The sequence below is a fragment of the Flavivirga amylovorans genome (assembly GCF_030540875.1).
GTDB classification, from domain to species: domain Bacteria; phylum Bacteroidota; class Bacteroidia; order Flavobacteriales; family Flavobacteriaceae; genus Flavivirga; species Flavivirga amylovorans.
In genome coordinates, this window is the sequence record NZ_JAUOEM010000001.1 from 970,087 (window position 1) to 995,390 (window position 25,304).

12 protein-coding genes are annotated in these 25,304 nt (G+C 35.4%); 11 read left to right on the forward strand and 1 reads right to left on the reverse strand.

All coding sequences use genetic code 11. The features are described from left to right. Positions 1-339: 339 nt before the first annotated feature. Positions 340-4,533: a LamG-like jellyroll fold domain-containing protein gene (locus tag Q4Q39_RS03925; protein WP_303281061.1), complete on the forward strand. Its 4,194-nt coding sequence runs from the start codon at positions 340-342 to the stop codon at positions 4,531-4,533. A 182-nt stretch (positions 4,534-4,715) separates the two neighbouring features. Then, a complete protein-coding gene (locus Q4Q39_RS03930; RefSeq protein WP_303281062.1) occupies positions 4,716-7,964 on the forward strand; it encodes a LamG-like jellyroll fold domain-containing protein in 3,249 nt (1,082 codons plus the stop codon). Between the two features lie 57 nt (positions 7,965-8,021). Here Q4Q39_RS03930 and Q4Q39_RS03935 read toward each other — a convergent pair whose 3' ends face one another. Further along, positions 8,022-13,073: a DUF8693 domain-containing protein gene (locus Q4Q39_RS03935; RefSeq protein WP_303281063.1), complete on the reverse strand. Its 5,052-nt coding sequence runs from the start codon at positions 13,071-13,073 to the stop codon at positions 8,022-8,024. Positions 13,074-13,575: 502 nt separating this feature from the next. Here Q4Q39_RS03935 and Q4Q39_RS03940 point away from each other — a divergent pair. From Q4Q39_RS03940 to Q4Q39_RS03980, 9 genes are all read left to right on the forward strand, one after another. Beyond that, the gene (locus Q4Q39_RS03940) at positions 13,576-16,845 is read left to right on the forward strand and encodes a TIM-barrel domain-containing protein (protein ID WP_303281064.1); all 3,270 of its coding nucleotides are present in this window, start codon (positions 13,576-13,578) and stop codon (positions 16,843-16,845) included. Between the two features lie 21 nt (positions 16,846-16,866). Next, positions 16,867-17,637, forward strand: a complete 771-nt coding sequence (locus Q4Q39_RS03945) for a GntR family transcriptional regulator (RefSeq protein WP_303281065.1) — start codon at positions 16,867-16,869, stop codon at positions 17,635-17,637. Between the two features lie 22 nt (positions 17,638-17,659). After that, positions 17,660-18,469 carry a sugar isomerase domain-containing protein gene (locus tag Q4Q39_RS03950; RefSeq protein ID WP_303281066.1) on the forward strand — a complete coding sequence of 270 codons (810 nt, stop codon included), beginning with the start codon at positions 17,660-17,662 and terminating at the stop codon, positions 18,467-18,469. 1 nt (position 18,470) lies between these two features. Further along, positions 18,471-19,256 carry an SDR family NAD(P)-dependent oxidoreductase gene (locus Q4Q39_RS03955; RefSeq protein WP_303281067.1) on the forward strand — a complete coding sequence of 262 codons (786 nt, stop codon included), beginning with the start codon at positions 18,471-18,473 and terminating at the stop codon, positions 19,254-19,256. Positions 19,257-19,269: 13 nt separating this feature from the next. Further along, on the forward strand, positions 19,270-20,610 hold the full coding sequence (locus Q4Q39_RS03960) for an FAD-dependent oxidoreductase (RefSeq protein WP_303281068.1): 1,341 nt from the start codon (positions 19,270-19,272) through the stop codon (positions 20,608-20,610). Between the two features lie 14 nt (positions 20,611-20,624). After that, a complete protein-coding gene (locus Q4Q39_RS03965) occupies positions 20,625-21,602 on the forward strand; it encodes an ROK family protein (protein WP_303281069.1) in 978 nt (325 codons plus the stop codon). Between the two features lie 2 nt (positions 21,603-21,604). Beyond that, positions 21,605-22,288 (forward strand): creatininase family protein, encoded by a 684-nt coding sequence (locus Q4Q39_RS03970; protein WP_303281070.1) that lies wholly within the window; start codon positions 21,605-21,607, stop codon positions 22,286-22,288. A 6-nt stretch (positions 22,289-22,294) separates the two neighbouring features. Further along, a complete protein-coding gene (eda, locus tag Q4Q39_RS03975; RefSeq protein ID WP_303281071.1) occupies positions 22,295-22,918 on the forward strand; it encodes a bifunctional 4-hydroxy-2-oxoglutarate aldolase/2-dehydro-3-deoxy-phosphogluconate aldolase in 624 nt (207 codons plus the stop codon). A gap of 80 nt (positions 22,919-22,998) precedes the next feature. Then, complete coding sequence (locus Q4Q39_RS03980) at positions 22,999-25,149, forward strand: alpha-galactosidase (RefSeq protein WP_303281072.1); 2,151 nt, start codon at positions 22,999-23,001, stop codon at positions 25,147-25,149. The last annotated feature ends 155 nt before the right edge of the window (positions 25,150-25,304 follow it).

Sequence of the window (25,304 nt, forward strand, 5' to 3'; positions counted from 1 at the left end):
TTTTTAAGTATTTTTTTAGAATTTATTGTCTAATTTTCATAAAATGAATGTTTTATGCATTAGGGTAATTGTAGGATTTTTAGTTGTTTTGAAATCTGTTATTTGGTGTTTTATCGATTTATTTGATGATTTGCTTCATCTTAGTTTAACAATGTGAACACGTCTGTATGGTTTTATTTTTTAACACTATATTTTAATATGTTGAAAATCCGTCATTTATAATATGAAAATAACCCATTTATATTAAAAAAGTAAGATAAGGTTTATAATTAATTGTTGTAAATTCGTCTTTGCATCGAAAAAAACATTAACTTGTTTGAACTAACCAATTTTTTAAACATGAAAACAATTAAAAGTTTATGTTTATTGCTATTTATTTTATTTTTTAATTATCTCTCTTCTCAATCTCCTAATGTAATTGTCATTATTGCTGACGATATGGGTTGGTCTCAAGTTAGTACTGGATTAACAAACTTGAACAACCCAAGCGATTTTTACGAAACGCCAACTTTGGAAACATTAGCGTCTCAAGGCATTGCATTTCCGTATGCCTACGTGAATGGCGCTAACTGTGCACCTACACGAGCTGCATTATTAAGTGGGCAATATGCGGCGAGGCCTACTAATAATATCTTTAATGTCTATGACTTAAACAGAGGGAATACTAATTCTAATTCGACTTTAATTGGTCCGGATATGGGATTGGCATCTAATAATAATATAGATGAAATACCTTCAAGCGCTATAACGATTGCCGAAACAATGAAAACCGCAGGATATGTTACAGCGCATCTAGGCAAGTTCCATGTAGGAGAAAATGAATCTTCCAATACGTCTAATAATGCACCGACAGATCAAGGATTTGACTATAACTATGGTGGTGGTACATCAGGAGCGCCAGGAAGTTATTTTGCATCGAGTAGTGCTCCGTATACTTTTAGTGGTAATATTGGACCTGAATTAGATGTTTACGCAAGTCCTTATACCGCTGCAGAATCTTTAATGTTAGCTGGGGACAATTCATTAGAAGGAACTCCTAAGCATGTAACGGATGCTATGGCAGATGCAGCGATAGATTTTATGGAAGCGGAAAAAAACAATCCTTTTTTTATGCACTTTAGCAATTATGCTATTCACGGACCATTTAATCAGGCAAATGCCAGGCCCGATTTATATGCCAAGTATGATACCAAAACACCTAGTCAAATGGGGCATAATAATAAAGGTCAAGCGGCTATTGCAGAAGGGATGGATCAAACCATTGGAAGATTAATAGACTACTTAAAAACGACTACAGACCCTAGAAATCCAGGTAGTATGCTTTCAGAAAACACTTTGGTATATTTTATTTCAGATAATGGAGGTGCTATAAGTAGTGATGACGCTGGTCCTTTACGTGGTATGAAAGGTGAATATTATGAAGGAGGTATACGATCGGTAACCATAGCATGGTCTGAAGCTACATGGCTAGCTAATAAAGGAACGGTTAACACCACTCCAATTATAGCATTCGATTTATATCCTACTTTGGTAGAAATGGCAGGAGGAACACTTCCTGGAGGCGGATATGAAATTGATGGTGCCAGTCAATGGCAAATGCTAACAAATGGAACCGCTATGACCAGAGCATCTATTTTCTGGCATTTTCCTGGATATCTTCTCGATTCGAAACGAGATCAAAGACCTGTTTCTGTTATAAGGAAAGGAGATTATAAACTAATCTATAGCTATGAAACGGAATCGTATGAGTTATACAACCTTATAAATGATATTAGTGAGACCACCAACTTATTATCTGGTACTCCAGATCAGGCTACTTTAATAATAGGTAATGATATGAGTACCGATTTACGTAATCACCTAATAGATACTTCTGCTCCTTTACCAACATATAGAAGTGATGGTACTACAGTAGATTTGCCTTATATAATAAGTACTACAGGTGGTGTTCCTAATTCAACAGACGGATGTCAGGCAATTAACGGATATGATGCTTATTGGGATTTTGATGTGGCTAGCAATGCTAATGACGCTTCAGGAAATGGTAATGATCCAAACCCTGTAAACGGTACTTTAACTTATGATACTGTAGATTTTAAAGAAGGTGATCAATCTGTGGTTTTTGATGGTACTGTAGATATTAATTATAGCTCCGCTACTTTCATATCGCCCGCAACATCGGCAAGAACTGTTACAGCTTGGGTTAAACCGACAAACTTAAGTGGTATTCAAGAAATTTTTGATGAAGGAGGAAATACTGTTGGAATAGGAATTCGATTAAATGGTTCGAATTTAGAATCTATAATAAGAGATTCGTTAACAACGGCAGATAGCTTAACGGCTGTATTTCCAAGTGATAACGAGTGGCATCATGTGGCACTTGTTTATGATGGCTCCAATACCAGTCACAAATTATTTATAGACGGTGTAGAAGTAGCATCCAGTAATTCGGCTCCAGCTTCTATAGCTTCTCATAATGCTACAGGAGGAGGTATTGGAGGTGTTATTGGAAGCTGGGATAGTTTTGTAAATGCAGCCGATAGTTATTTTACGGGTAAGATGGATGCCTTTGCAGTCTATAATTCTGTATTGAGTGACACTCAAATAAATGATGCGGCATGTGTCGTGATTGGAAACTCTACAGCTGGTTGCCAACCTACTAGTGGTTTTGAAGCCTTTTGGGATTTTGATTTTGCAAATGCGAGTATTGGAGAAGACGCCTCAGGTAATTTGCACAATCCAATAGCAACAGTAGGAACCATTACTGCAGATACTTCTGATTTTAAAGAAGGAGATCAAGCCGCAGTATTTGATGGAAGTTCAAGTATTCAATATTCTCCAGGATCTCCAGGAGGTTTTATGGAAAGTGCCCATAATGCAAGAACAGTGATGGCATGGGTAAAACCAACAAATTTATCTGGATTGCAAAATATATTTGATGAAGGTGGAGGTACTATAGGAGTAGCTATGAGGTTAAATGGTAATAATTTAGAATCTGTAGTTAGAGATACTGGAACGACTTCTATTCAAATAAGCACAGTATTCCCTAATGATGGTGATTGGCATCACGTAGCTTTAATTTATGATGGTATCAACTCTAATCAAAAACTTTATATTGATGGTGTAGAGGTAGCTTCTGGTGCCGCAGCTTCTTCTATTGGTACACATACAGGCAAAGGCGGAATAGGAGGTAAAATTAGTGGTAACGATAGCTTTAAAAATTCAGCAGATGCTTTCTTTACAGGAAAAATGGATGCTTTTGCAGTTTACAACACTGTTTTAAGTACAACGGAAATTAATAATTCAGCTTGTATATCGTCATCCGCAGTAGTAGCAAATGCTGGGGCAGATGTTACAATTTGTGAAGGTAGTTCAACAACATTAACAGCTTCTGGTGGGACAACTTATTTATGGAATACAGGTGAGACGACTGCTAGCATTAATATGAGTCCAATAGTAACAACAACCTATACAGTAACAGTTTCAGATGGAGTAACATCTGATAATGATGATGTCATAGTTACAGTAAATCCATTGCCAGCAGCAGATGCTGGGCTGGATATTACCATAAATGAAGGAGCTACTACGACGTTAACAGCAACTGGAAGTGGTACATATTTATGGAGTACTGGAGCGACTACAGCGAATATTAATGTAAGTCCAATAGTAACCACTACTTATACTGTAACGGTTACACAAAATGGATGTAGTTCAAATGATGATGTTATAGTAACTGTAAATTCTGTAGGCGGTTGTACATATTCTGTGATAAACTCTGAAGGGTTTGAATCTGGTTGGGGGATATGGAATGATGGCGGCTCTGATTCTTTTAGAGATTCAAACGCTGCTTATGCCACAACAGGAACTTATAGTATGCGACTACGAGATAATACTTCTAGTTCTGTGGGAACTACAGATAATTTGGATTTAACAGCATATGAAGAAATTACGGTTGATTTTGGTTATTATTGTAGAAGTATGGATAATAGTAATGAAGATTTTTGGTTACAGATTTCTACGAATGGAGGAACAAGCTTTACTACCGTTGAGGAGTGGAATAGAGATGATGAATTTGTGAACAATCAATTTTATACAGACCAAGTTTTAATTTCTGGGCCGTTCACTTCTAACACACAATTGAGATTTAGAGCTGATGCATCCGGAAACTCAGATTGGGTTTACATAGATGATATTGTTATTAATGGCTGTAGTTCTGGCGGGACTTCAAAAATTAATTCTAAAAAGGAAGATGCTATAGCTGCAAAAGAAGAAAGTGAAACGGTTGATTTATCTGAAATTGAAGTTAAACTTTACCCTAATCCGTTTAATGAGGAACTGACTATTAAAATTCAGGCTGATTATGATCAATCAAATATTCAGATATTTAATATACTTGGCCAATTGATTATTGAAAAGAACTATTTTAAAGAAAGATTAATTAAGATCCCAGCTAATAAATTAGAAAGTGGTCAATATTTAATAACTATAAATGTTGACGGAGATATAGTTCGTAGGCGAGTTATAAAGCATTAAAATAAAGAAAAACTATAGTTTTTTAATACTAAAAGAGAAGGTTTATTCCTTCTCTTTTTTATTTTTTTAATCTATTTCTTTCTTTAAAAAGTTGAATTTTAGTAAAAAAATCGACAAAACGATTTATTTTAACGATTAAATGTAGTATTTTTATCAAGATTAAAATTACTAACTCTAAATCTATGAAATCAATAAAAACTTATTTATTGCTATTATTTTTTATTGTAGTTAATAAAGCTTATCCCCAATCTCCAAACGTTATTGTTATTATTGCTGACGATATGGGGTGGTCTCAAGTTAGTACAGGTTTAACAAACCTTAACAACCCTAGCGACTTTTATGAAACACCAAATCTAGCAACGTTAGCCAGTGAAGGGATCGCTTTTCCATATGGTTATGTTAATGGTTCAAATTGTGCACCAACCAGAGCGGCACTTTTAAGTGGCCAATATGCATCGCGACCAACGAATAATATTTTTGCCGTAGATAACTTAAATAGGGGAGGCAACTCAACTCTTTTAGTTGGTCCAGATAATGGATTGCCAAGTGGTGTGGACGAATTGCCCAAGGAGGCAATTACCTTAGCGGAAACTATGAAGACGGCAGGTTATGCTACGGTGCATTTAGGGAAGTACCATGTAGGTGAAAATGAAGCAACAAATTTTTCTGATAATGCCGCAACAGATCAAGGGTTTGATGTTAATTATGGAGGTGGAACTAAAGGAAACCCTGGCAATTATTTTGCTTCTAATAGTGGCGCTCCGTACACGTTTGGAAGTAGTATTGGTCCAGAATTAGATTCTTATGCAGACCCTTACACTGCTGCCGAATCTTTAATGCTGGCTGGAGATAATTCTTTAACAGGAACAGCAAAACATGTAACCGATGCTATGGCAGATGCTGCTATGGATTTTATTGATACCAATATTAATAGTCCATTTTTTATGCATTTTAGCAATTATGCTATTCACGGTCCATTTAATCCAAGTGATGCACGACCAGATTTAAGAGCTAAATATGGCGCTAAAGCCATTAGTAACCCCAGTTCCATGGGGCATGATAGAAAACCAGGACAGGCTGCACTGGCTGAAGGTATGGATCAAACTATAGGAAGGTTGATAAATTATTTAAAAACAACTGCAGATCCCAGAAACCCAGGGAATATGCTATCTGAAAATACATTAGTCTATTTTATATCAGATAATGGAGGTGCTATTCATAGTGATGACGCTGGACCATTAAAGGGTATGAAAGGGGAGTGGTATGAAGGAGGAATAAGATCCGTTAGTATCGTATGGTCTGAAGCATCTTGGTTGGTAAATAAAGGAACAATTAACACAACGCCTATTGTAGGATTTGATATTTATCCAACATTTGTAGAAGCGGCAGGAGGCACTTTGCCAGGAAGTTATGATATAGATGGCATGAGTCATTGGCAAATGTTAACTAACGGTACGGCTTTGAATAGAGATGCCTTATATTGGCATTATCCGGGATATCTTATTGATTCAAATCGTGATGCTAGGCCTGTTTCTATTATTAGAAAAGGAGATTATAAATTAATTTATAACTATGAAACAGAATCTTATGAGCTATATGATTTAATAAACGATATAAGTGAAACTACCAATTTACTAGCAGGAAGTCCAGATTCAGCTACATTAATTATTGGGAATGATATGAGTACTGATTTACGAAATCATTTAATAAACATATCGGCTCCTTTACCAACTTACAGAAGTAATGGACAAACGGTTTCTTTACCATACATAATAAGTACGACAGGAGGTGGGGTAAACTCAACAGATGGTTGCCAGGCAGTTAGTGGCTATGAAGCTTACTGGGATTTCGATTCAGTAAGTGATGCTAATGATGCTTCAGGAAATGGGCATGACCCTAACCCTGTAAATGGGACATTAACTTATGATGCTGTCGATTTTAAAGAGGGTGATCAATCCGTTGTATTTGACGGAACAGTAGATATAAATTATAGTAGTGCGACATTTATTTCGCAAATAACCACAGCTCGAACAGTTTCAGCATGGATTAAACCTACTGGGGTATCTGGGGTGCAAGAAATATTTGATGAAGGAGGAAATACTGTAGGGATTGCCATGCGATTAAACGGTTCCAATTTAGAATCTATTGTGAGACAATCTTCTGTAGTTACAGATGCTTTAAGTGCCGGGTTTCCTAATGATGGTGATTGGCATCATGTGGCACTAGTTTACGACGGAGGTAACACAAGCCATAAATTATATTTAGATGGTCTTGAAGTTGCTGCTAGTAATTTAGCACCAAGTTCTATTGGTACTCACAATATCACTGGAGGCGGAATTGGAGGTGTTATTGGTAGTTGGGATAGCTTTGCTGTTTCAGCAGATAGTTATTTTACAGGAAAAATAGATGCGTTTTCTGTTTATAATACAGCTTTATCTGCTTCGGGGATCAAAGATGCTGCGTGCCTAGCAATTGTTAATTCTATGGCAGGTTGCCAACCTGCAAATGGTTATGAAGCTTTTTGGGATTTTGACCTTGCAAGTAATGCTAATGACGCCTCAGGGAATAATCATAACCCTACCGTAGCACTTTCAGGAGCTATCACTTATGATGATGTAGACTTTAAAGAGGGGGATCAATCAGTAATTTTTAATGGCACCGAAGCCATTCAGTATGCTACAAATTCTACGTCGCCAGATAGTTTTTTAAATATAATAACAAATTCCAGAAGTATTATGGCATGGATTAAGCCATCTTCTTTAACTGGTATACAAAATATATTTGATGAAGGGGGACAAAATAGAGGAATAGCTATTAGATTAAATAATTCTAATTTGGAAGCTATAGTAAGAGAGACCTCTAGTGTGGCAGATCAAATAAGTGCTCCATTCCCTAACGATGGTGATTGGCATCATATAGCATTCATATATAGCGAAATAAACACACTTCAAAAATTATATATTGATGGTGTTGAGGTGGCTACTAGTAGTAGCGCTCCAGCATCTATAACAAGTCATTACAGTTATGGTGGTATTGGTGGTAAGTTAAGTGGAAATGATAGTTTCCAAAATGCATCAGATGCCTTTTTTACAGGAAAGATGGATGCTTTTGTAGTTTACAATGATGTTGTTTTAACACCTGCGCAAATATCGGACTCTGTTTGTTTAGGTACTTTGAGTACTCAAGAATTACTGACTGGTTTTAATACTGTATTTCCAAATCCGTTTGGAGATCAATTACAAATTAATATTATAGAAACTACCAATCATGTGAAGATCACATTATTCGATATTTTTGGAAAGATAATTTTAATTCAAACCCAAACGAGGCAATCATTTAGTATCCCGTTAGAAAACCTAGATAAGGGGATTTATTTATTGCAAATAGAATCGAATGGTAAATTAACTACCAAAAAGGTTATAAAAAAATAAGAGATAATTTTATTTATTGCAATTAAGAAACGAGCGTGAGAGTGTTATGAATAATTATTATTTGATTAATACTTTTTTAGAAGTTTTTCCATCTTCTGTTTCTATTTGCAATATATAACTTCCAGTTTTAAATTGGTTTGAGGTGTATTCCATGTAATCGTTGTTAGTTTTTGGTTCGAATTTTAATAATGATTGTCCTAAAAAATTAGATATTTCAACTGAGTTTATATATTTTAATGTTGGATTGTGAATAATAATACTTCTTTTTTCATTAGAAAAATATGCCTGTATTGTTTTATTTGTTAGATCTTCGGTTTCTAATGATTCTAATTCAGAAGTGTTTACAAATGTAATTTCAAAACGGTTTTCATGGACTCCTGCGGTTAAATAAGTTTTAAAATTGTTTTGTTTTAGATTATGATAGATGTCTAATTCTATATCATGTATAAAAATATTAATACGATCATCTACATTTTCAAGGGCATCAATTTTTATTTCAGTTAATCCTTCTTTATCAATTTTAATGCCTAATGGTAACCTTAGATTTTCATCAAAACTATTAATAGCTTGAATGATTAGTTTGGAATTTTTTAAATTCCAATACATGTCTTCCTTATTGGATTCAATTAAAATGGCTTCATATCCAAGGTCGAATTCTTTCGTGGCATTAGCGTCTGCACTTAAAAGTAATTGACGGTGATATCCGTTAGGAGAATCAAGCATTAGCCTGATTTTTTGTTTAAGATTGGTATTGGTTTTAGCTACAGCAGACTTATTTTTTGTGTTTGATGATTTTAAAAATGTAGATGGGCCTGAAGCCTCTGTTCTAAAAACGCGTTGACTATTTTTAAACAGGATATCTCCGCCATCTATAGCTAAAGTAAGACCATCGTCTGCAGGTAATGGTATACCTGAATCTAGTATTGCAGATACAAAAAAGCCTTGACCTACAGGGATGTATTGCTCTGGAATCTTACTGCCTGTTGCTCCTGTTGCATTAATTCTTGAATCATTCGAAATTGCTGGAACCGCACCTGCTAATGTATAAATAGCATACCCGCCTTCATATTGACTTAATCCATGCGTATTATTTGAGAAATGATCCCAAAAGTATAGAGCTCCATTAATAATATTACCATTTATATTTCTCCCTTGTGATTCTGAACTGCTAATATTGTCTTTAATAAATTCATCGGCATCGATCGCAGACGGATAAGGATTACCAATTAAATAATCGTTGCCTGCGGTAATTGTTAGCGTTACATCTCCATTATTCGGCTTTCCTAAAAACTCATAGTTTTGGTTAGGAGTGGGGGTGCCAGGGCCTTTCATTGTAAACCCTTCGCCGGTTAACATGGTTCCTGTGCTTCTTACATGTTGCCATTGCGAATAATCATCAGTGGTATTATTGGCATATTTCCAAATCCAGTAATCGGCGTTTTGAACAGATGGCGTTGCAGTTCCATTATACCCAGAAGCTAAGAAGCCTACATTGTTTATTACGTCAATCAATGTATAATCGTTATTATTTGTGGTGTTATTTATTTGACCAACCGGTGATGACCAATAATTATAAGTATAAGTATTCGAAGATCCTTGCTGATCTCTTTCTAAAGATCCTGAACTAGTAGGCTCTAAGTTACTGTTTTCAGTTTGTATTAATTGTGATTCTCCTTCTAAATCAAGAAGTCCATTTAATTCCAAATACCAACTATTATAGAGTCCTTTATCCGCTTCAATCGTGAATTCTTGCGAACTATCTACAATAAGTCCAACCATTCCCTGAGTGTCGTATGTTCCATTTAAGTTTATATTGTTTTGAATATGGACAATAGAAGCACCGTCAGGGTTATTTTGCTTAGACATGATGTCCCATTCACTTCCATTTAACCAATTTGTTGGATTTGTCCAATCTCCATCAGATACAGTTTCATAGGGTAATGGAGCTCTTTGAAAATAAATATCCTTAAAATTATACATTTTAGCCCCTGTTACATCTAAAGCCACTGTTTTTTTGTCATCAAGAATATCATCTTGATACCCATCCATTTTATAGTATTTTACTAGGTTACTTCCTATAGTGGCAGAAATATCTGTTGGAATAATTTTACCGCTATTAAAATTATTGGCTTCATCAAGTTCTTGATATACCATTCTTTTTACTTCATTGGCAGTTAAAGCTTCATTAAAAATTCTAACTTCATCTATTTCGCCTTTAAAAAAGTTATTGTTTATTGACGATCTACCTATATTAAAATTTGATGCATCTGTAATTCCTCCTGAATTATCTCTTGCTTCTTCAACACCATTTATATATAAAATGGTTTCTCCTCCAGATGCTAAGGTTGTTGTAACAGTTATATGAGCCCAAATGCCATCGGTTAATGCTGTTGTTGATGAAATGGTTGTGCCTTCTACCACAGCGCTAACTATATTGGTAGCATCATTAACGATAATATATAAATCGTCTTGACCAGCAACTATTTGATTATTACTATTTGTATTAGTGCCATCCGTTTTAACAAACGCCATTAATGTAGCATCGCCAGTTGCTATGAGGTTATTGTCTTCAACATAATCATTTCGACCATCAAAATACAGACTATAACTATTGTCTAAATTTCTTGGAGTTCCAATAACGGTATCGTCACCATCCCTTGAAGCCATGATTCCATCACCATCTGCATCTATTGTGCTATCTAAAACACCTGCTGTATTTGGTAATCCTGCATAAATTTCAATAGTATCAATATCATAAATAGCAGTAGAATTGTTATACGGATCTCTATAATCAGGGATACCATCACTATCGGAATCTAGCGTATATAAAGGTCCAGTACCTTGGCTATTATTACCATAGGAATTGGCAAATGTTGTGTTGCCTTCATGAAAATCATAAATATCTAAAATACCATCTCCAAAGCCTTCTAAAATACCATCACCATCGGAATCCTTTTCCCTAAAAGTTTCTGTATCTGGACCGTTTCCTATGCCGTTTCCTGAAATATCTCCATCACCATTCTGAAATGTAGTATCATTGGTATTTATAGCCCCAGATTCATCTACATCCAATATGCCATCATTGTCACTATCAAGATCTAAATAATCAGGGATAAGATCACCATCTGTATCTATAATGGTTATTCCTTCAAGACTATCATGCATCCCATTGTTATTAACATCTAACCAGGTTGTAGCATTGGTTAAATTACCTCTACCTTCACTTAGACTTGCGGCAGTAGGATTTGCTTCAACTACATCGGGAATTCCATCATCATCACTGTCTAAATCAAATACATTAGCCACCAGGTCATCGTCTATATCACAAAGTGTTTGCCTTATTTCTATATCGTCTATTGCCAAATCATTTCCTAGGCCTCCAGCAGCATTATTAACAAACTCTACTATAAACGACGTTTCAGGTGTTGTGAATTGCTGTGAAAATTGTTGCCATACTGAAGTTGTACATGTATTATAAGAAGCATCTGCTGCATGTGGGTAAGTGCCCGTATGATCTCCAGGGGTAAATGTATCGCCGCACCTGGTAATATCTCCGGTATCAAAAGTTGCAATTAAAGTGCTTTTGTCTGATGTCCAAAAATTTACTGTTACATTGGGCAATAGTCTATGAGTAAAAAGACTAGCATTTCCACCATGTTCCCGATCAATAAAGTTTTGATCTGGTTCGTCAATATTTATAACCCAAAAACTATAGTTGATAGGTACATTTGCAAGTGTGCCAGTTATTTCGGTTTCGTAAAAAACACCTGGAACATTATCTGCGTTAAAAATAGCCATTCTGCCATTAGTATCTCCAGGGGTATGATCTTCAATTGGAGCCCAGGCATACCATGCCCAAGCAGCTATTGCGTTGATTGGTCCAACAGTTTCTCCATTTATACCAGTCGTAATTTGACTAGAAACAGTATATTCTCCATCATTTAAGCCTTCATAGGTATCACATTCGTCAGGTAATGTTGTTGAATTATTTCCATCTTCAATACAATAGGTCGTAGTCGCTGTGTATAAGGTACTAATAGCTGTACTCCTTGTAGTACCAGTGCCAAAAGTTTCGTTTAAAAATTTATAGTCTGCTTGAGAAGCACCACTTGATAATCTACACGTATTTTCTTCATCAGAATCAGGTATACCATCATTGTCATCATCAATGTCTACATCATCGTAAACACCATCACCATCACTATCAAAGAATACCTTATCTGCATCAGCAGTTAAATTTATCTGATAAGAAGCTTCATTGGCATCATCAGATGCAATATTTAAGACATCGGTTTGAATACCTACAGTCGGTGTTGTAAATGATACAACAATGTCTGCCGTTCCTCCAGCTGCAATTACTGTTCCTGATATTGGTGCGCTATCTATAGTGAAATCTGAAGGTCCAGTTAACGATATAGCTCCAAGTGTTAAACCCCCAGTTCCAGTATTGTTGATAACAAATGTTTTTGTAACTGTTTCCGATACTATTTGTGCGGTACCATAATCTGTATTATTTGATACCATTGGTGTATTTGTACCATCACCTATAATTGAAACACCAAGACCTGTAACATCTATTTCGGGAGTAGAAGGAACTATAATATTTACGATATAATCTTCAACTTCTCCATAATTAAAAGATTCACAAGAAGTAGGCATGTCATTATATTTCATAGAAACTCTCATTCTAGTATTGCCTGCCATTGCAGTAGCAGGGATTGTAAAAGATCCAGATACACTAGAGGCTGTAGTAGCTGCTAAAGACCATACTTGTTCTCCTGTATCGTTAAAGTCATCATCTTGATTATAATCTATCCAAACAGAATAGCCTTCAGAATATACAGTACCCGTCCAGGTAGGAGTAATGGTTATAGTATAACCAGTACTTGTATTTAAATTAGTTGATGGTACAGCTGTAAAATCTGTATATCCAGTTCCAGGCACAGCTGCAGAGTTGTTGTCTATTGTATTCAATTGTACTCTTCCAATGTATTCATCTGCAGTACTACTTCCGCTAGATGAACAATATTGAGAGAAAGAGAGATTTGTTGATAATAGCAAGAGAGAGAATATAACAAGCTTACTTTTTGAAAAAGTAACATTTTTCATGAGAGGTTAATTTTTAGCTTTGGGGGCTGTAATTTTGGTAATCAAATGTATATCAAAACTCTATGAAACGCAAAAAAATACGATAAAATGCATTTTTAATGTAAGTTATTGGTTTTCAGGTGCTTATTGGTGTTTTTTTTGTAATAGAAACACTAATTGTAAGTGTATATTTATGTGCTTGTAGGTTTATTATTATTGAATAATGTCAGGTAAACCTATTTATGGAACTTTAACCTATAATTTATCGTTAGATAAGCTATTTGTTATAAGATCCTTGACATTGAGTCTAAAAGAATAGAAGCATAAAAAATGTTTATTAATTAAGGATAAACTTTTTATCATAATTAAAATTTGCATAAATAGTATATTATTATAATATTTGTTCAAAATTTATTTAAATTAATTTTATACCATGAATTTATTTAGCAAAAAAACTATAGCTCTATTGTTTTTTATAGGATTTACTTTTCAGTCTTACACTCAGAATAGGTTACTAAAAGTAATGTCTTACGAAAGAAAGGATAATTCCGTATTATTTCATTGTGAAGATAATGAGTCTGTAAAATTAAGTATAGTAACTGACGATATTATTCGTGTTCAGGTATCTTCAAAAGGGAAATTTAATGAATCGACAATGATAAAATATGGGTTTGTTAAGGATGATTTTTCTACGGTAGATTTTCAAGTGAAGGAAGGTAAAGATGATTACCAAATACTAACTTCTTCGGTTACCGTTTTAGTATCGAAAGCTAACTTTGGACTAAAAGTATTAGATAAAAAAGGAAATCTTATAGTTAGAAATAACGAAAAATCAGGTATACAGTATGGAGAAGAAAATGTCTTAAATTTTGATATGCCATCCGATGAGCATTTTTTCGGATTTGGCTTTATGCGTGAAACGTTAGATGCTCGCGGAAAAAAACTAACTTTTAAAAGGGCTTATAGATGGAATGGGGCTACAGTGCCATTTTTTTTAAGTACCCGAGGGTATGCTTTTTATTCTAATAGTGTATTTAATCATGACTTCGATTTTACAAATAAAACTAATGGAGAAGCAGCAGATTATTATAGTATTACCACTAAAGGCGGTAGTATTGATTTTTACCTAATCTATGGGCCGTCTTTTCCTCAGATTTTAGATAAGTATACAAATCTTACTGGTAAAACTATGATGGTGCCTCGTTGGGCTTTTGGATTACAATACCGTCTTAGGTACCATGGAACACAAGAGGATTTGCTTGGAGTCGCTAAAGGGTTTAGAGAAAAAGAAATTCCATGTGATATAATGGCTTTAGAACCAGGGTGGGAAGAGGTGTCTTATGCTATGGATTGGAAATGGAGTCCTACGCGTTTCCCTACACCTAAGAAAATGATTGATGAGTTGAGCAGTATGGGATATAAAATGGATTTATGGGAGTCTGGTATTGCGCCTTATGTAAACATGACCGATCCAAAAGTAAGAAAGAAATGGTATGCGAAGCGAAAGCATATCGTTGATATGGGGGTACGTATGTTTAAGCAAGATGATCCATACCCCAGAAGTATTGTGAGTACGCAATTGCATGATCCTGAATTTACTAGATCTGAATTTAAGGATAAGTTGATGACTCCTGAAGAACTTAATAATGTATCTAATTCATTGTATACACAAACGCTGTTTAAAGAATTCAGAAAACAAACAAAAGAAAGAGCTATTGTAATGTTTCATGCATATAATGCCTCAGTGGCTTCGCATAGATGGCCGTTTCAATGGGCTGGAGATTTTCAGGCAGCAAATGGTCTTATAAATGCTAGTCTCTCTGGTCATGCAATGGTTAGTTACGATATTCGTAATCCACATCCAGCTGGTTGGCATCAAGGGTTTTTTACACCTTTTACTGTTGTTGATAGTTGGGCGTATTATAGAGAACCATGGTTGTATTCTGAAGCTATGGAGGAAAGCCATCGCTTATATGCCTGCTTACGTTCTAGGTTAGTGCCCTATTTCTATTCGTCTCTTTGGCAGTCGCATACTACGGCATTACCAATCGAGCGCCCTATGGTTCTTAATTATTCAGATGATCCAAATACCTATCAAATGAAATCTCAGTTTATGGTAGGGGATTGGTTTTTAGTTGGATTATCAGATGCGGATGATGCTCCTGCAAATGAAAAGGTTGATTTTTGGACTGGTGTTCAAAAAGGTAATGACGGAAAGGTATACCTTCCAAAAGGAAGATGGGTTGATTATTGGAATAGCAATGTCATAGATATTGAAAAAGCACAATGGGTAGATGCAAGTTGGCCAGAATATATGGGAGGTTCTTTATATGTTAAAGGCGGCGCTATTATTCCAATGGGGCAAGTGAAAAATTATATAGGAGAGACCAAAGATGAAATAGTTGTTTGGGACATATACCCGCATAATTCGTCATCTTATCAATTATATGAAGATGATGGTATTTCATATGATTATGAAAAAAGTAAATATGCGCTTACTGATATTGAATGTCATGAAAATGATAGTCAGGTAAAAATTAATATTTCTAAAAGAAAAGGGTTCTATAAGGGAATGCCTGAAAAGAGAAGTTTCTTGTTGAAAATACACACCCTATCAAAACCAAAAACAATTATTGTTGATGGAGAGGAATTAGCATATTTCGATAATGGAAATGATTTAATTTATAATATGGCTAAAAAAGGGTGGTATTATGATATTAAAGCCAAAAAAGTAATGGTTAAATTAGATACTGGGTGGAAGTATAGTTTAAAAAGTAAAGATGCCTTACAATTAGCCACAATCCCTGGTACACCTAAGTATGACATAATTGAATGGAATGCAACCCCAGAGGAAAAAGATAGAGAAGTCATAATGCAATTTTATGAAAAAGCAATGCCTATATTCTCATCAAATCAAGAAGGGTTGTTTGCCGATGGATTTAGTCAAGCTAAGTGTGAAATTAAATTTGCAGATACATCAGAATCAATTGGAAAGATAGATGTAGAATTAGAAGGTCCAGTTTTGTTTTCAAATAGAAAAACAAAAAACACTTTTGAAGTTCAGAAAGAAGAGGTTCGATTTAACTTAATTGCTAGAAATAATTCTGGAATAGCTAAAGTAAAAGTTTCAGGAGAGAACATTGAGACTAGATCTTTTGATTTCCCGATTTACGGAAAACCTGTTGAGTTAAAAGTAGAAAAAGAAGAATCTCTATGGATGGCAGATAGTCTTTCTACTATTAATGTTGTAGCTAAACTTCTAGATAAACATGGAAGCAGAGTACTTAATATCTTTACGCCTTTAACGGTTGAGCTGAAAGGAAAAGGATTGTTTGAGAACGGTATGAAAAAAGATACTATAGATTTTGTAGAAGGTAGGGCTGCGTATTCAATTCAATCTACTTTCGATTCAGGAAAAGTTGAAATTAAATCATCATATCCTAACATCCCTCATAAAACAATAACAGATAGTTCGGAGAAAGGAACGATGCAAGTGAAAATGAATCCGCCAACAATGCCTGCAAAATGGGTTCTTAATCAAGTGAGTGTATTTGTAGATTTTAAGATAGGTAATGAAGTGATTCGATCTGCAACAAATGAGGTAACATTAAATGTATACCATAAAAAAGGAAAACTTTTAGATACATATATTCAAAATGCTAAAAATGGTGGCGCAGTTTTTAAAGATATAAGTTTTTACAAGCGTCCAGCCGAATGTGTATTTGAAATTAAATGCAAAGGGTTTGAAACAGTAAAGCTTAATGTATTTGATAAACAGGAACCTAGTTATTAAAAGTGGAAAAATAATTAACGAATGAAAAAAGCATCAGAGCATAAAGTGCCATTGTATCATAAGGTATATGATTATTTGTTGGAGAAAATTAAAAATGAATACATTGCTGGTGATTTTTTGCCAACACAATCAGAAATTGCCATACAGACAGAGACGAGTCTTATTACGGTAAAAAGAGCTATAAAGGAACTGGAAGCTATAGGCTACCTTGAATCAAAAGCTGGAAAAGGCACTATTGTAAGGAAACCATCTGTTGTAGATAGTCATGTGGGGGTATCTAGCTGGACAGATTCTATTTCTGGATTGGGAAGTGTGCCTAGCACAGGTTGGATAAAAGTAAAAAAGAGGGTGCCAACCTCTTCTACGGCTGATAAACTAAAACTTAAGGCACGTGAAAGAACGGTACGTATAAAACGCTTAAGACTTATAGATGATAACCCTATTTGTTTGATGAATAACGAAATACCTTTGAGTTTGGTGCCTGGTATTCATGCTAAAGTTATAGATAAAGAATCCTTGTATAATTATTTAAAAGATGAATATGGGCTCATAGCCATAAGGGCAGAGGAAGAGGTGAGAGCAAGGGAAGCGACTGAATATGAAATCGAGATACTTCAATTAAAAACACCTATTGTTTTGGTAGTTAGAAGATTATCTTTTTTGTCTGATGATGTGCCTTTCGAACTATCTTCAATTATAGCTCCAGCTGAGTCCTATATTTATAAATCTCAACAAATAAACAGAACATTGGATCCTAAAGATTTAAATAAACTATTAACGAAGGTTAGTTAACCAACTTATTAAAAATACTTTTATGAACTTAGAATTCCCAGATCAACTGGACAAAATTAAAGAAGGATTAAGAAACCAAGAACCATTATTGAAAGAAGTAGCAAGTATCTATGCAGATGCTATAGCTTCGGGTGGTATGGTGCATGTTTATGCTAATGGGCATTCAAGACAATCTGTAGAAGAAACAGTAATTAGAATGGGAGCCTTAACAGGGTTTAACCCAATTTTAACAGATGCGATTATTACATTCAATGACGTTACGGGCCCAAATGGTATTCGTGTAGATCAATTCTATGAAAAAGTAGAAGGTATAGGGAAAGTGTTGTTAAAAGAAGTACAATTTGGAGCTAAAGATGTATTGGTTGTTGTCACAGCAACGGGTACTACAGCAGCAGCAGTAGATATGGCTTTAGAATTTAGCAAACAATATCCAGATTTGAAAATTGTTGGCATAGCATCCAAAGTACAATCTGCAGGTGCTGCTGTAAAACATAGCTCTGGAAAAAATTTGATTCATGTTATAGAAGAGAACCCTAATGGTTATTTTATTGATAATTCCATGCCTTATGGTGATTTGTCAGTGAAAATAGAAGGGAAGATGGCAGACTATCATGTTTGTCCTTTATCCACAGTAGGGGCAATTTCAGTAGCACAATGTTTGAATGAATTAACGGTTAGAGAATTGGATAGTAGAGGGATCAAGCATCACGTATTGCGTAATATGCATATTGCAGATACTACCGATAATTATGATGAATGGTTAGACGATCAAAGAAAGCGTTATGCCTTAGGAACATACAATCCAAATAGAGTAGAGCCAATAACTGAGTAATATGAAAAATAAAGTTTTCATCATCACAGGGGCTTCAGGTATTGCTGCCGAAACTATTAAAATGGTTTTAGAGCAAGGTGCTAAGGTCTTTTATATAGGTAGAGATGCTGAACGTTGTAAAGTATTTCAAGATGATTTGAAAAAGGAAGGGTTACATGCTGATTTTATTGCAGGTGATTTAGTAGATCCCGAAACGGCTCCTAAATTAGTTAGTGCCTGTATTGAAAAATACGGACGTATTGATGGTTTGTACAACGTCGCGGGTATTAGTGGGCGTCGATTTGGAGATGGCCCTATACATGAGTGTACAGAAGAAGGCTGGGAGGTAACCATGACCACAAATGTGACAACACAATATCGCATGTGTAGAGAGGTCGTAAAGCAAATGTTAAAACAAGAATGCGATGAAGATGGTTTGCGTGGTACGATTCTAAACATGTCCAGTATTTTAGGGATTTCACCAGAACCGAAATTCTTTAGTACCATCGGTTATGCTGCTGCTAAAGGTGCCATTATAAGTATGAGTACGTCTATGGCATCAAAATATGCGTTGGACAAAATCAGAGTAAATGTTATTGCCCCTGGTTTGGCATTAACGCGTATGAGTGCAAGAGCATCAAAAAATGATGACATTGTAAATTTCATGAAAGTAAAACAACCATTAATCGAAGGTGTTATGGACGCTAAAGACGTTGCAGAATCTTCGGTTTTTCTATTAAGCAATAAAAGTAAATCCATTACAGGAGAAGTCTTGAAAATTGACGCTGGGTGGAGTATTTCAAGTTAAAAAATAAATGAGTATGCAAACATATAGTAAAACATTAAACGTTGCAGATAGTTATGATATTGTTGTTGTAGGAGCAGGTTCCGCTGGCGCTACAGCAGCTATTGCAGCAGGTAGAACAGGGGCAAAAACACTTCTTTTAGAGCGCTTAGGATTTCTTGGAGGAACAAGTACTGCGGTATTGGATACGTTTTATGGGTATTATACTCCAGGCGAAAGATCTACCAGAGTCGTTGGAGGTATTGCTGATGATGTTGTAAAAGGATTAGGAACTTACAACGCATATTTAGAGCGTCCAAATTCTTTTGGAGCGGGTACGGGAGTAACCTATCACCCAGAATATTTAAAAGTCGTTTGGGAGCAATTGGTTAAAGGTGCTGGTTGTGATATTTTATTAAACGCTTGGGTTCAAGATACCGTTATCGAAGGAACTAAAATCACAGGATTGGTTGTGGCAACGAAAAGTGGATTACAATTCATTAAATGTAAACAAGTGATTGATGCTTCTGGTGATGCAGATATTTGTCATCAAGCAGGAATCCCATACGAATTAGCAGGTTTGGTAGATCCGGCACAAACATTAACAACGACTTTTAAAATGGTTAATGTTGATATGGCGAAGCGTAAAACAATTACAAAGCCAGAGATTAATGCATTGATGGAGAAAGCTGCTGCAACCGGAAACTTTAATTTGCCCCGTAAAGAAGGAAGTGATCATATTACTCCGGTTGACCATATGACAGCTACAATTATGACACGATTAACATCGTTCAGTAAAGATAAATATGGAAACGTTATAAACGCTGCAGATCCAAAATTATGGAGTGACGCTGAAATGAAAGGAAGGTTACAAGCGATAGAATATATCCGATTTTTAAAAGCATACGTTCCAGGTTATGAGAAATCTGAATTATCAACTTTTGGAGTACAAATCGGTGTTCGTGAAACCCGTCGCGTAGAGGGTCATTATAGATTAACGGCAGATGATGTTTTAGGAGCTAAAAAATTTGACGATCAAATCGGATTGTGTGGTGCACCCATGGAAGATCATCATGATGGAGAAGGTGTAAAATGGCAATACATTCCTAATAGTGAAGTGGTCGGGATTCCGTATAGAACTTTAGTACCTCAGGAAAGTAGTAACCTTTTAGTTGCAGGGCGTTGTTTCTCTGCAAATCACGTGGCACATAGTAGTGTACGATCTATGGCACAATGTATGACCATGGGAGAAGCCGCTGGTGTTGCAGCCTCTATGTCAATTAAAAATAATTGCGCTCCAATTGATATCGATACAGATGAGTTGAGAGGGATACTGAAAAATCAAGGCGCTATGGTAGATTCACCTTACGATAACTAAAAAGACATGATATTATGAACGATTATATCATAGCATGCGATGTCGGGGGAACTCGAATCAAAGCAGGAATCATAGACGCTGATGGAAATTTATCACACTCAGAAGAGGTCGATTCTCAAGCGCACCTTGGAACTGATGCATTACTCGAAGCGTTAAAAACACTGATCAAAAAACGTTTGCCTGTTTCAATAGGAAAAGGTAATTGTTTGGGGATAGGTTTAGGGCTTACGGGGCCAGTAGATTCAAATTTAGGCGTTATTTTATTACCTGGTAAGTTTGACGGATTGGAAGGTTTCCCTATTGTACCATTACTTAGAGAAGAATTCAAGCTTCCGGTTTTTGCTGAAAATGATGGCCGTTTGGCTGCTTATGCTGCAAAGTATTATGGAAATGCAAAAGATGTAGATTGGGCTGTAGTAATTACTTTGGGAACAGGTGTAGGCTCAGGAGTTATAATAAATGGTGAAATTCTTGTAGACCCTCATTTTAATTTCGGGATTCAAATAGGGCATTTAGTAATGGATGCGTCTAATAATAAGTTTTGTTTAACAGGAAACTATGGTACAGCAGAAACATTATGTTCTGCCACAGCATTAGTAAACCAAGTACGAACAGCCATCCAAAGGGGGATTCCTTCTTCGCTTTCAGAATTATATTTTCAAGACCCTTTAAAAATAGGATTTAAAGAAATTGCCGAGGCGTGCAGAGAAGGCGATGAATTGTGTTTGCGTGAATTGGAGATGTGGAAAGAACATTTAACGGTACTTTTAATAAATGCAACACATGCGTACGGACCTCAAAAAATCATATTAAGTGGAGGAGCTTCCTTGGCTTCTGATATTTTTCTGGATGATGTGCAAGAACGTGTTAATAAGCGTGTATTCAGGTTTCCGAAAAATGAAGGCGTACCAATAGAAATATCGATTATTCAAGAATATGCAGGGGTATATGGTGCTGCAGCAATGTTACATGAAAAACTAAAAAAACAATAGTGATGAAAGAATGGATTAAATTGACTTCCACAGAAATAAATGAACTAGACAGAAATATTCCTGTAATCGTTCCTGTAGGTTTGGTGGAAGCTCATGGACCACATTTAGCCGTAAGTGTAGATATAGATACAGCAGAATATTTTAGTAAAAAAGTAGCAGAAAATACTGGAGCTATACTGGCGCCTTGTATCCCTTATGGTTTTGCAGATGAAATGAGAGAATACCCAGGAACTTTAGGATTGACAGTGGAAACGTTTATGGCAACCATTCAAGATTTATGTCATTTATTTTGCAAACAAGGTTTTAAAAAAATCATTTTTATTACTGGTCATGGTGCAAATAAAACGGCTTGCGAATTAGCCTTCTTCAAAATATGGGAAAAACATCCAGATTTTAAAGGCATTTGTTGGAACTGGTGGAGCGATTGTGGTATCACAGGAATTCATCATGCAGATAAAGGCGAAACTGAAGTTGCTATAGCCGTTGGGACACCATCAAAAATGGATCGTGCCAAAGACTTTAAAGTAGAAAAACCTTGGTATAAAATCCGTTCGCGTTATGAATTAGATGCCGAATCGGGAGGTATTAATGGATACCCAACAGAAGCCGATATTGAAAATGGAAAACAAATACGAGATAAAGCTGTGGTAGAATTGACAAAGAAGGTTCAAAAAGCATTCGATTAAAAAATTATGAAACATTTTTTCGAACATAAAATACTACCTGCTATCACTATTGAAGATGAAACTAAAGCAGTAAAAATTGCTGAAGCTGTTATCGCTGGTGGTCTAAATATCATGGAAGTTCCTTTTCGAACTGAAGCTGCTGCTAGATGCATTAGAAAGATTGTTGATGCTTTTCCAAACTTACATGTTGGAGCAGGAACTTTATTAACACCAGAACAAGTAGTTTTAGCTAAGGAAAGTGGTTCAGCATTTGGGTTGGCTCCTGGATTTAATAAAGCAGTAGTACAGCAAGCTATAGATCTCAATTTCCCTTTTATTCCTGGAGTCATGACGCCTTCAGAGGTAGAATTAGCGTTAGAAATGGAATGTAAAGTGCAAAAGTTGTTTCCGGCTTCTCAAGTAGGAGGCATTAATATGTTAAAAGCTTTAGCAGGCCCTTACGGGCATACAGGTGTTGCTTTTATTCCTATGGGAGGTGTATCTCTTAAAAATATGGATGAATTTTTAGCCATGCAAAATGTCATTGCTATAGGCGGCTCTTGGTTGGCTACCAAACAGTTAATTGCAGATGGAGATTATAGTACAATTACAAAAAATATTAGTAAAGCAATAGGGGTTGCAGTGCATTAAGGTATATAGTAGTAGGGGCACCCTGTTATTTAGAATATTTAAGATAAATTATAACGCTTTTTATTATCAATAAAGTTAGAATGAACAGACCAAAATTAGCAATTTTATGGATTGTCGTAATATTTGTGCAATATGGCCATGCTCAAAATTCTAAAGTATTAGGTAATGCTAGTTTCCAATTTTCAGACAATACAATTACAGTGTCTACAGGTAAAGTTGAACGAAAATGGCGTTGGACAGGAGCTGGATTTTTGACTACCAGTTATAAAAACCTGTTATCAGGAAAAGAGTGGGCTACTTTAAAAAAATCAGATGCTAAATATGAGAGCCAGCCAATTAATATAAACAGTCGTAAAACATGGACTCAATCTGATCGAGTTCATAATAGCGATTGGGATCTTCCTACGAAGATTGACTCAAATTCCGAGGCTAAACTTCTTTCGTTGAATTGTCTAGAAACAGATGATGAACACTTTACTTCTAATCATTTATTGGTTACTGCTCATATGGTTTACGATAGTGGTTTAGAACTTAAATACTTGATTCGAGTGTATCCAAACGCCACAGGGATTTGGACTGCTATCGAGGTAAAGGCTTTAGATTCTTTTTCATCAGATGGTATACCAGAAGACATAAATACCAGAAAGTATTATGGTTCTAGACAGCCAATTAAAATTGCTAGGACTGAATATATACCTGTTGATTTTTCTTTGCCCAACCAAAGACGATATTGGGGCCTTTATAACGATCCTGGAAACCGTGTTAATACCAAAGATATGGTAAAGGAAAAGGTCGTACAAGGTTGGCCTATTTTTCAAGATGAACAAAATACCTGGGCTAATGGAGTATCTATTGAATCGGATGGAGAAGGCCTGATTTTGGTTAAAGAATCTAATAAGACAGTTAATAAATATGGGCATCAAACTGGATCTTTTTTCTGTACACCAATAGGTGTGGAAGTTACAGGATGGGGTTTGAAACCTAGTGAGATTACCTCAGAATTTAGAAGGACATGGGGGACTTGGTCTATACTCTATTCAGGAGGGGAAGACAACATGGAGTTCGCTTTAAAGCAATTTGATCGTATACGTTACCCCGTAAATTTAGAAAGGGATATGCATATTCTTATTGATACTTGGGGTAGTGATTTACAAAATGATGAGTATAAGAAGATTTATGGTCGAGAGAATTCCAAGTTTCCAGTTATTGAAAAAGAGATTAAATCGGCTTCAGATCTTGGGATTGATATTGTGCGTATTGATGATGGCTGGCAAGAAGGTGGAACAATGAGTAAAAATTCATGGCATCCCAATACAAAGGTCGGTTACGATGCCAATTGGGGTAAAATAAAAAAAATATCGACAGATTACAATGTTCAGATAGGTCTGTGGGCTGCAGTTCGCTATATTACAGCCGAAGAATTAATCAGTAATCAAAAGAAGTTGGGTGTAGCTACTTGGAAATTCGATTTTGACAAGTTAGAAAATTGGGAATCTTTTAATGCTCGTATAAAAGGGATTCGAAAATTCATAAAAGAAACTAATTATACCACTCAAGTTTCTTGGTGTCCGGAATATGACGATCAACGCTACGGATGGTATAATAAAAATCGTGAGTATGGTCCTATGTACTTTCAAAATATTCAAAACAATTTACCACATCATATAGTTTATGTGCCATATATTACACTTCGACATCATTGGATGATGTCAAAATATTATAATATGAATGCGCTTCAATGTCATTGGCAAAACCCATCAAGAACTAACCCTAAATATTCTGATGCCTATTTGCACGGTCAATCCTATGCCGCTATGTCTGCGTTTATGTCTGCTCCTTCATGCTTTATGTTAACACAATTTTTAAAACCAGAAGAAAGAGATGAATTGAGAGAAGTGATTAGTGTTTATAAAGCACATCGCAAGGAAATATTTAACTCTTTTGTTTTTCCAATTGGAGATGAACCTAATAATGCTTCATGGACAGGATTTCAAATAGCCAATAAAGAAAACAATATAGGATATCTCATGATTTTTAGAGAACTTCATAATATTGAAGAGAAAAAAATAATGAAACTTAAGTTTTTAGATAGCAAGAAAATAAAAATAAAAGATTTAGAACGATCAGGAAGCAAAGAAATTCTTATGAATGTCGAAAATGGAAATATAGAATTGAATATTCCAAAATCTGCCGACTATCGCTTTTTTCGATATGAAATATTAGATAATTAAAGTATGGGATATCTAAATTTTAAACATCTGTTTTTTACTAAAACGCATTATCATAACAACATTCTTAAAAAGTATGTTTTCTCAATTTCGAAATATGTATCTATGGTCAAATAAAGTATTGCTATTTCTTATAATGTATTGGGTAATGACCAATT

Excerpts from the sequence above, each read along its gene's own strand:
- Q4Q39_RS03925 (WP_303281061.1), top strand. The coding sequence starts at position 340 with ATGAAAACAATTAAAAGTTTATGTTTATTGCTATTTATTTTATTTTTT.
- Q4Q39_RS03930 (WP_303281062.1), top strand. The coding sequence starts at position 4,716 with ATGAAATCAATAAAAACTTATTTATTGCTATTATTTTTTATTGTAGTT.
- Q4Q39_RS03935 (WP_303281063.1), bottom strand. The coding sequence starts at position 13,073 with ATGAAAAATGTTACTTTTTCAAAAAGTAAGCTTGTTATATTCTCTCTC.
- Q4Q39_RS03940 (WP_303281064.1), top strand. The coding sequence starts at position 13,576 with ATGTCTTACGAAAGAAAGGATAATTCCGTATTATTTCATTGTGAAGAT.
- Q4Q39_RS03945 (WP_303281065.1), top strand. The coding sequence starts at position 16,867 with ATGAAAAAAGCATCAGAGCATAAAGTGCCATTGTATCATAAGGTATAT.
- Q4Q39_RS03950 (WP_303281066.1), top strand. The coding sequence starts at position 17,660 with ATGAACTTAGAATTCCCAGATCAACTGGACAAAATTAAAGAAGGATTA.
- Q4Q39_RS03955 (WP_303281067.1), top strand. The coding sequence starts at position 18,471 with ATGAAAAATAAAGTTTTCATCATCACAGGGGCTTCAGGTATTGCTGCC.
- Q4Q39_RS03960 (WP_303281068.1), top strand. The coding sequence starts at position 19,270 with ATGCAAACATATAGTAAAACATTAAACGTTGCAGATAGTTATGATATT.
- Q4Q39_RS03965 (WP_303281069.1), top strand. The coding sequence starts at position 20,625 with ATGAACGATTATATCATAGCATGCGATGTCGGGGGAACTCGAATCAAA.
- Q4Q39_RS03970 (WP_303281070.1), top strand. The coding sequence starts at position 21,605 with ATGAAAGAATGGATTAAATTGACTTCCACAGAAATAAATGAACTAGAC.
- eda (WP_303281071.1), top strand. The coding sequence starts at position 22,295 with ATGAAACATTTTTTCGAACATAAAATACTACCTGCTATCACTATTGAA.
- Q4Q39_RS03980 (WP_303281072.1), top strand. The coding sequence starts at position 22,999 with ATGAACAGACCAAAATTAGCAATTTTATGGATTGTCGTAATATTTGTG.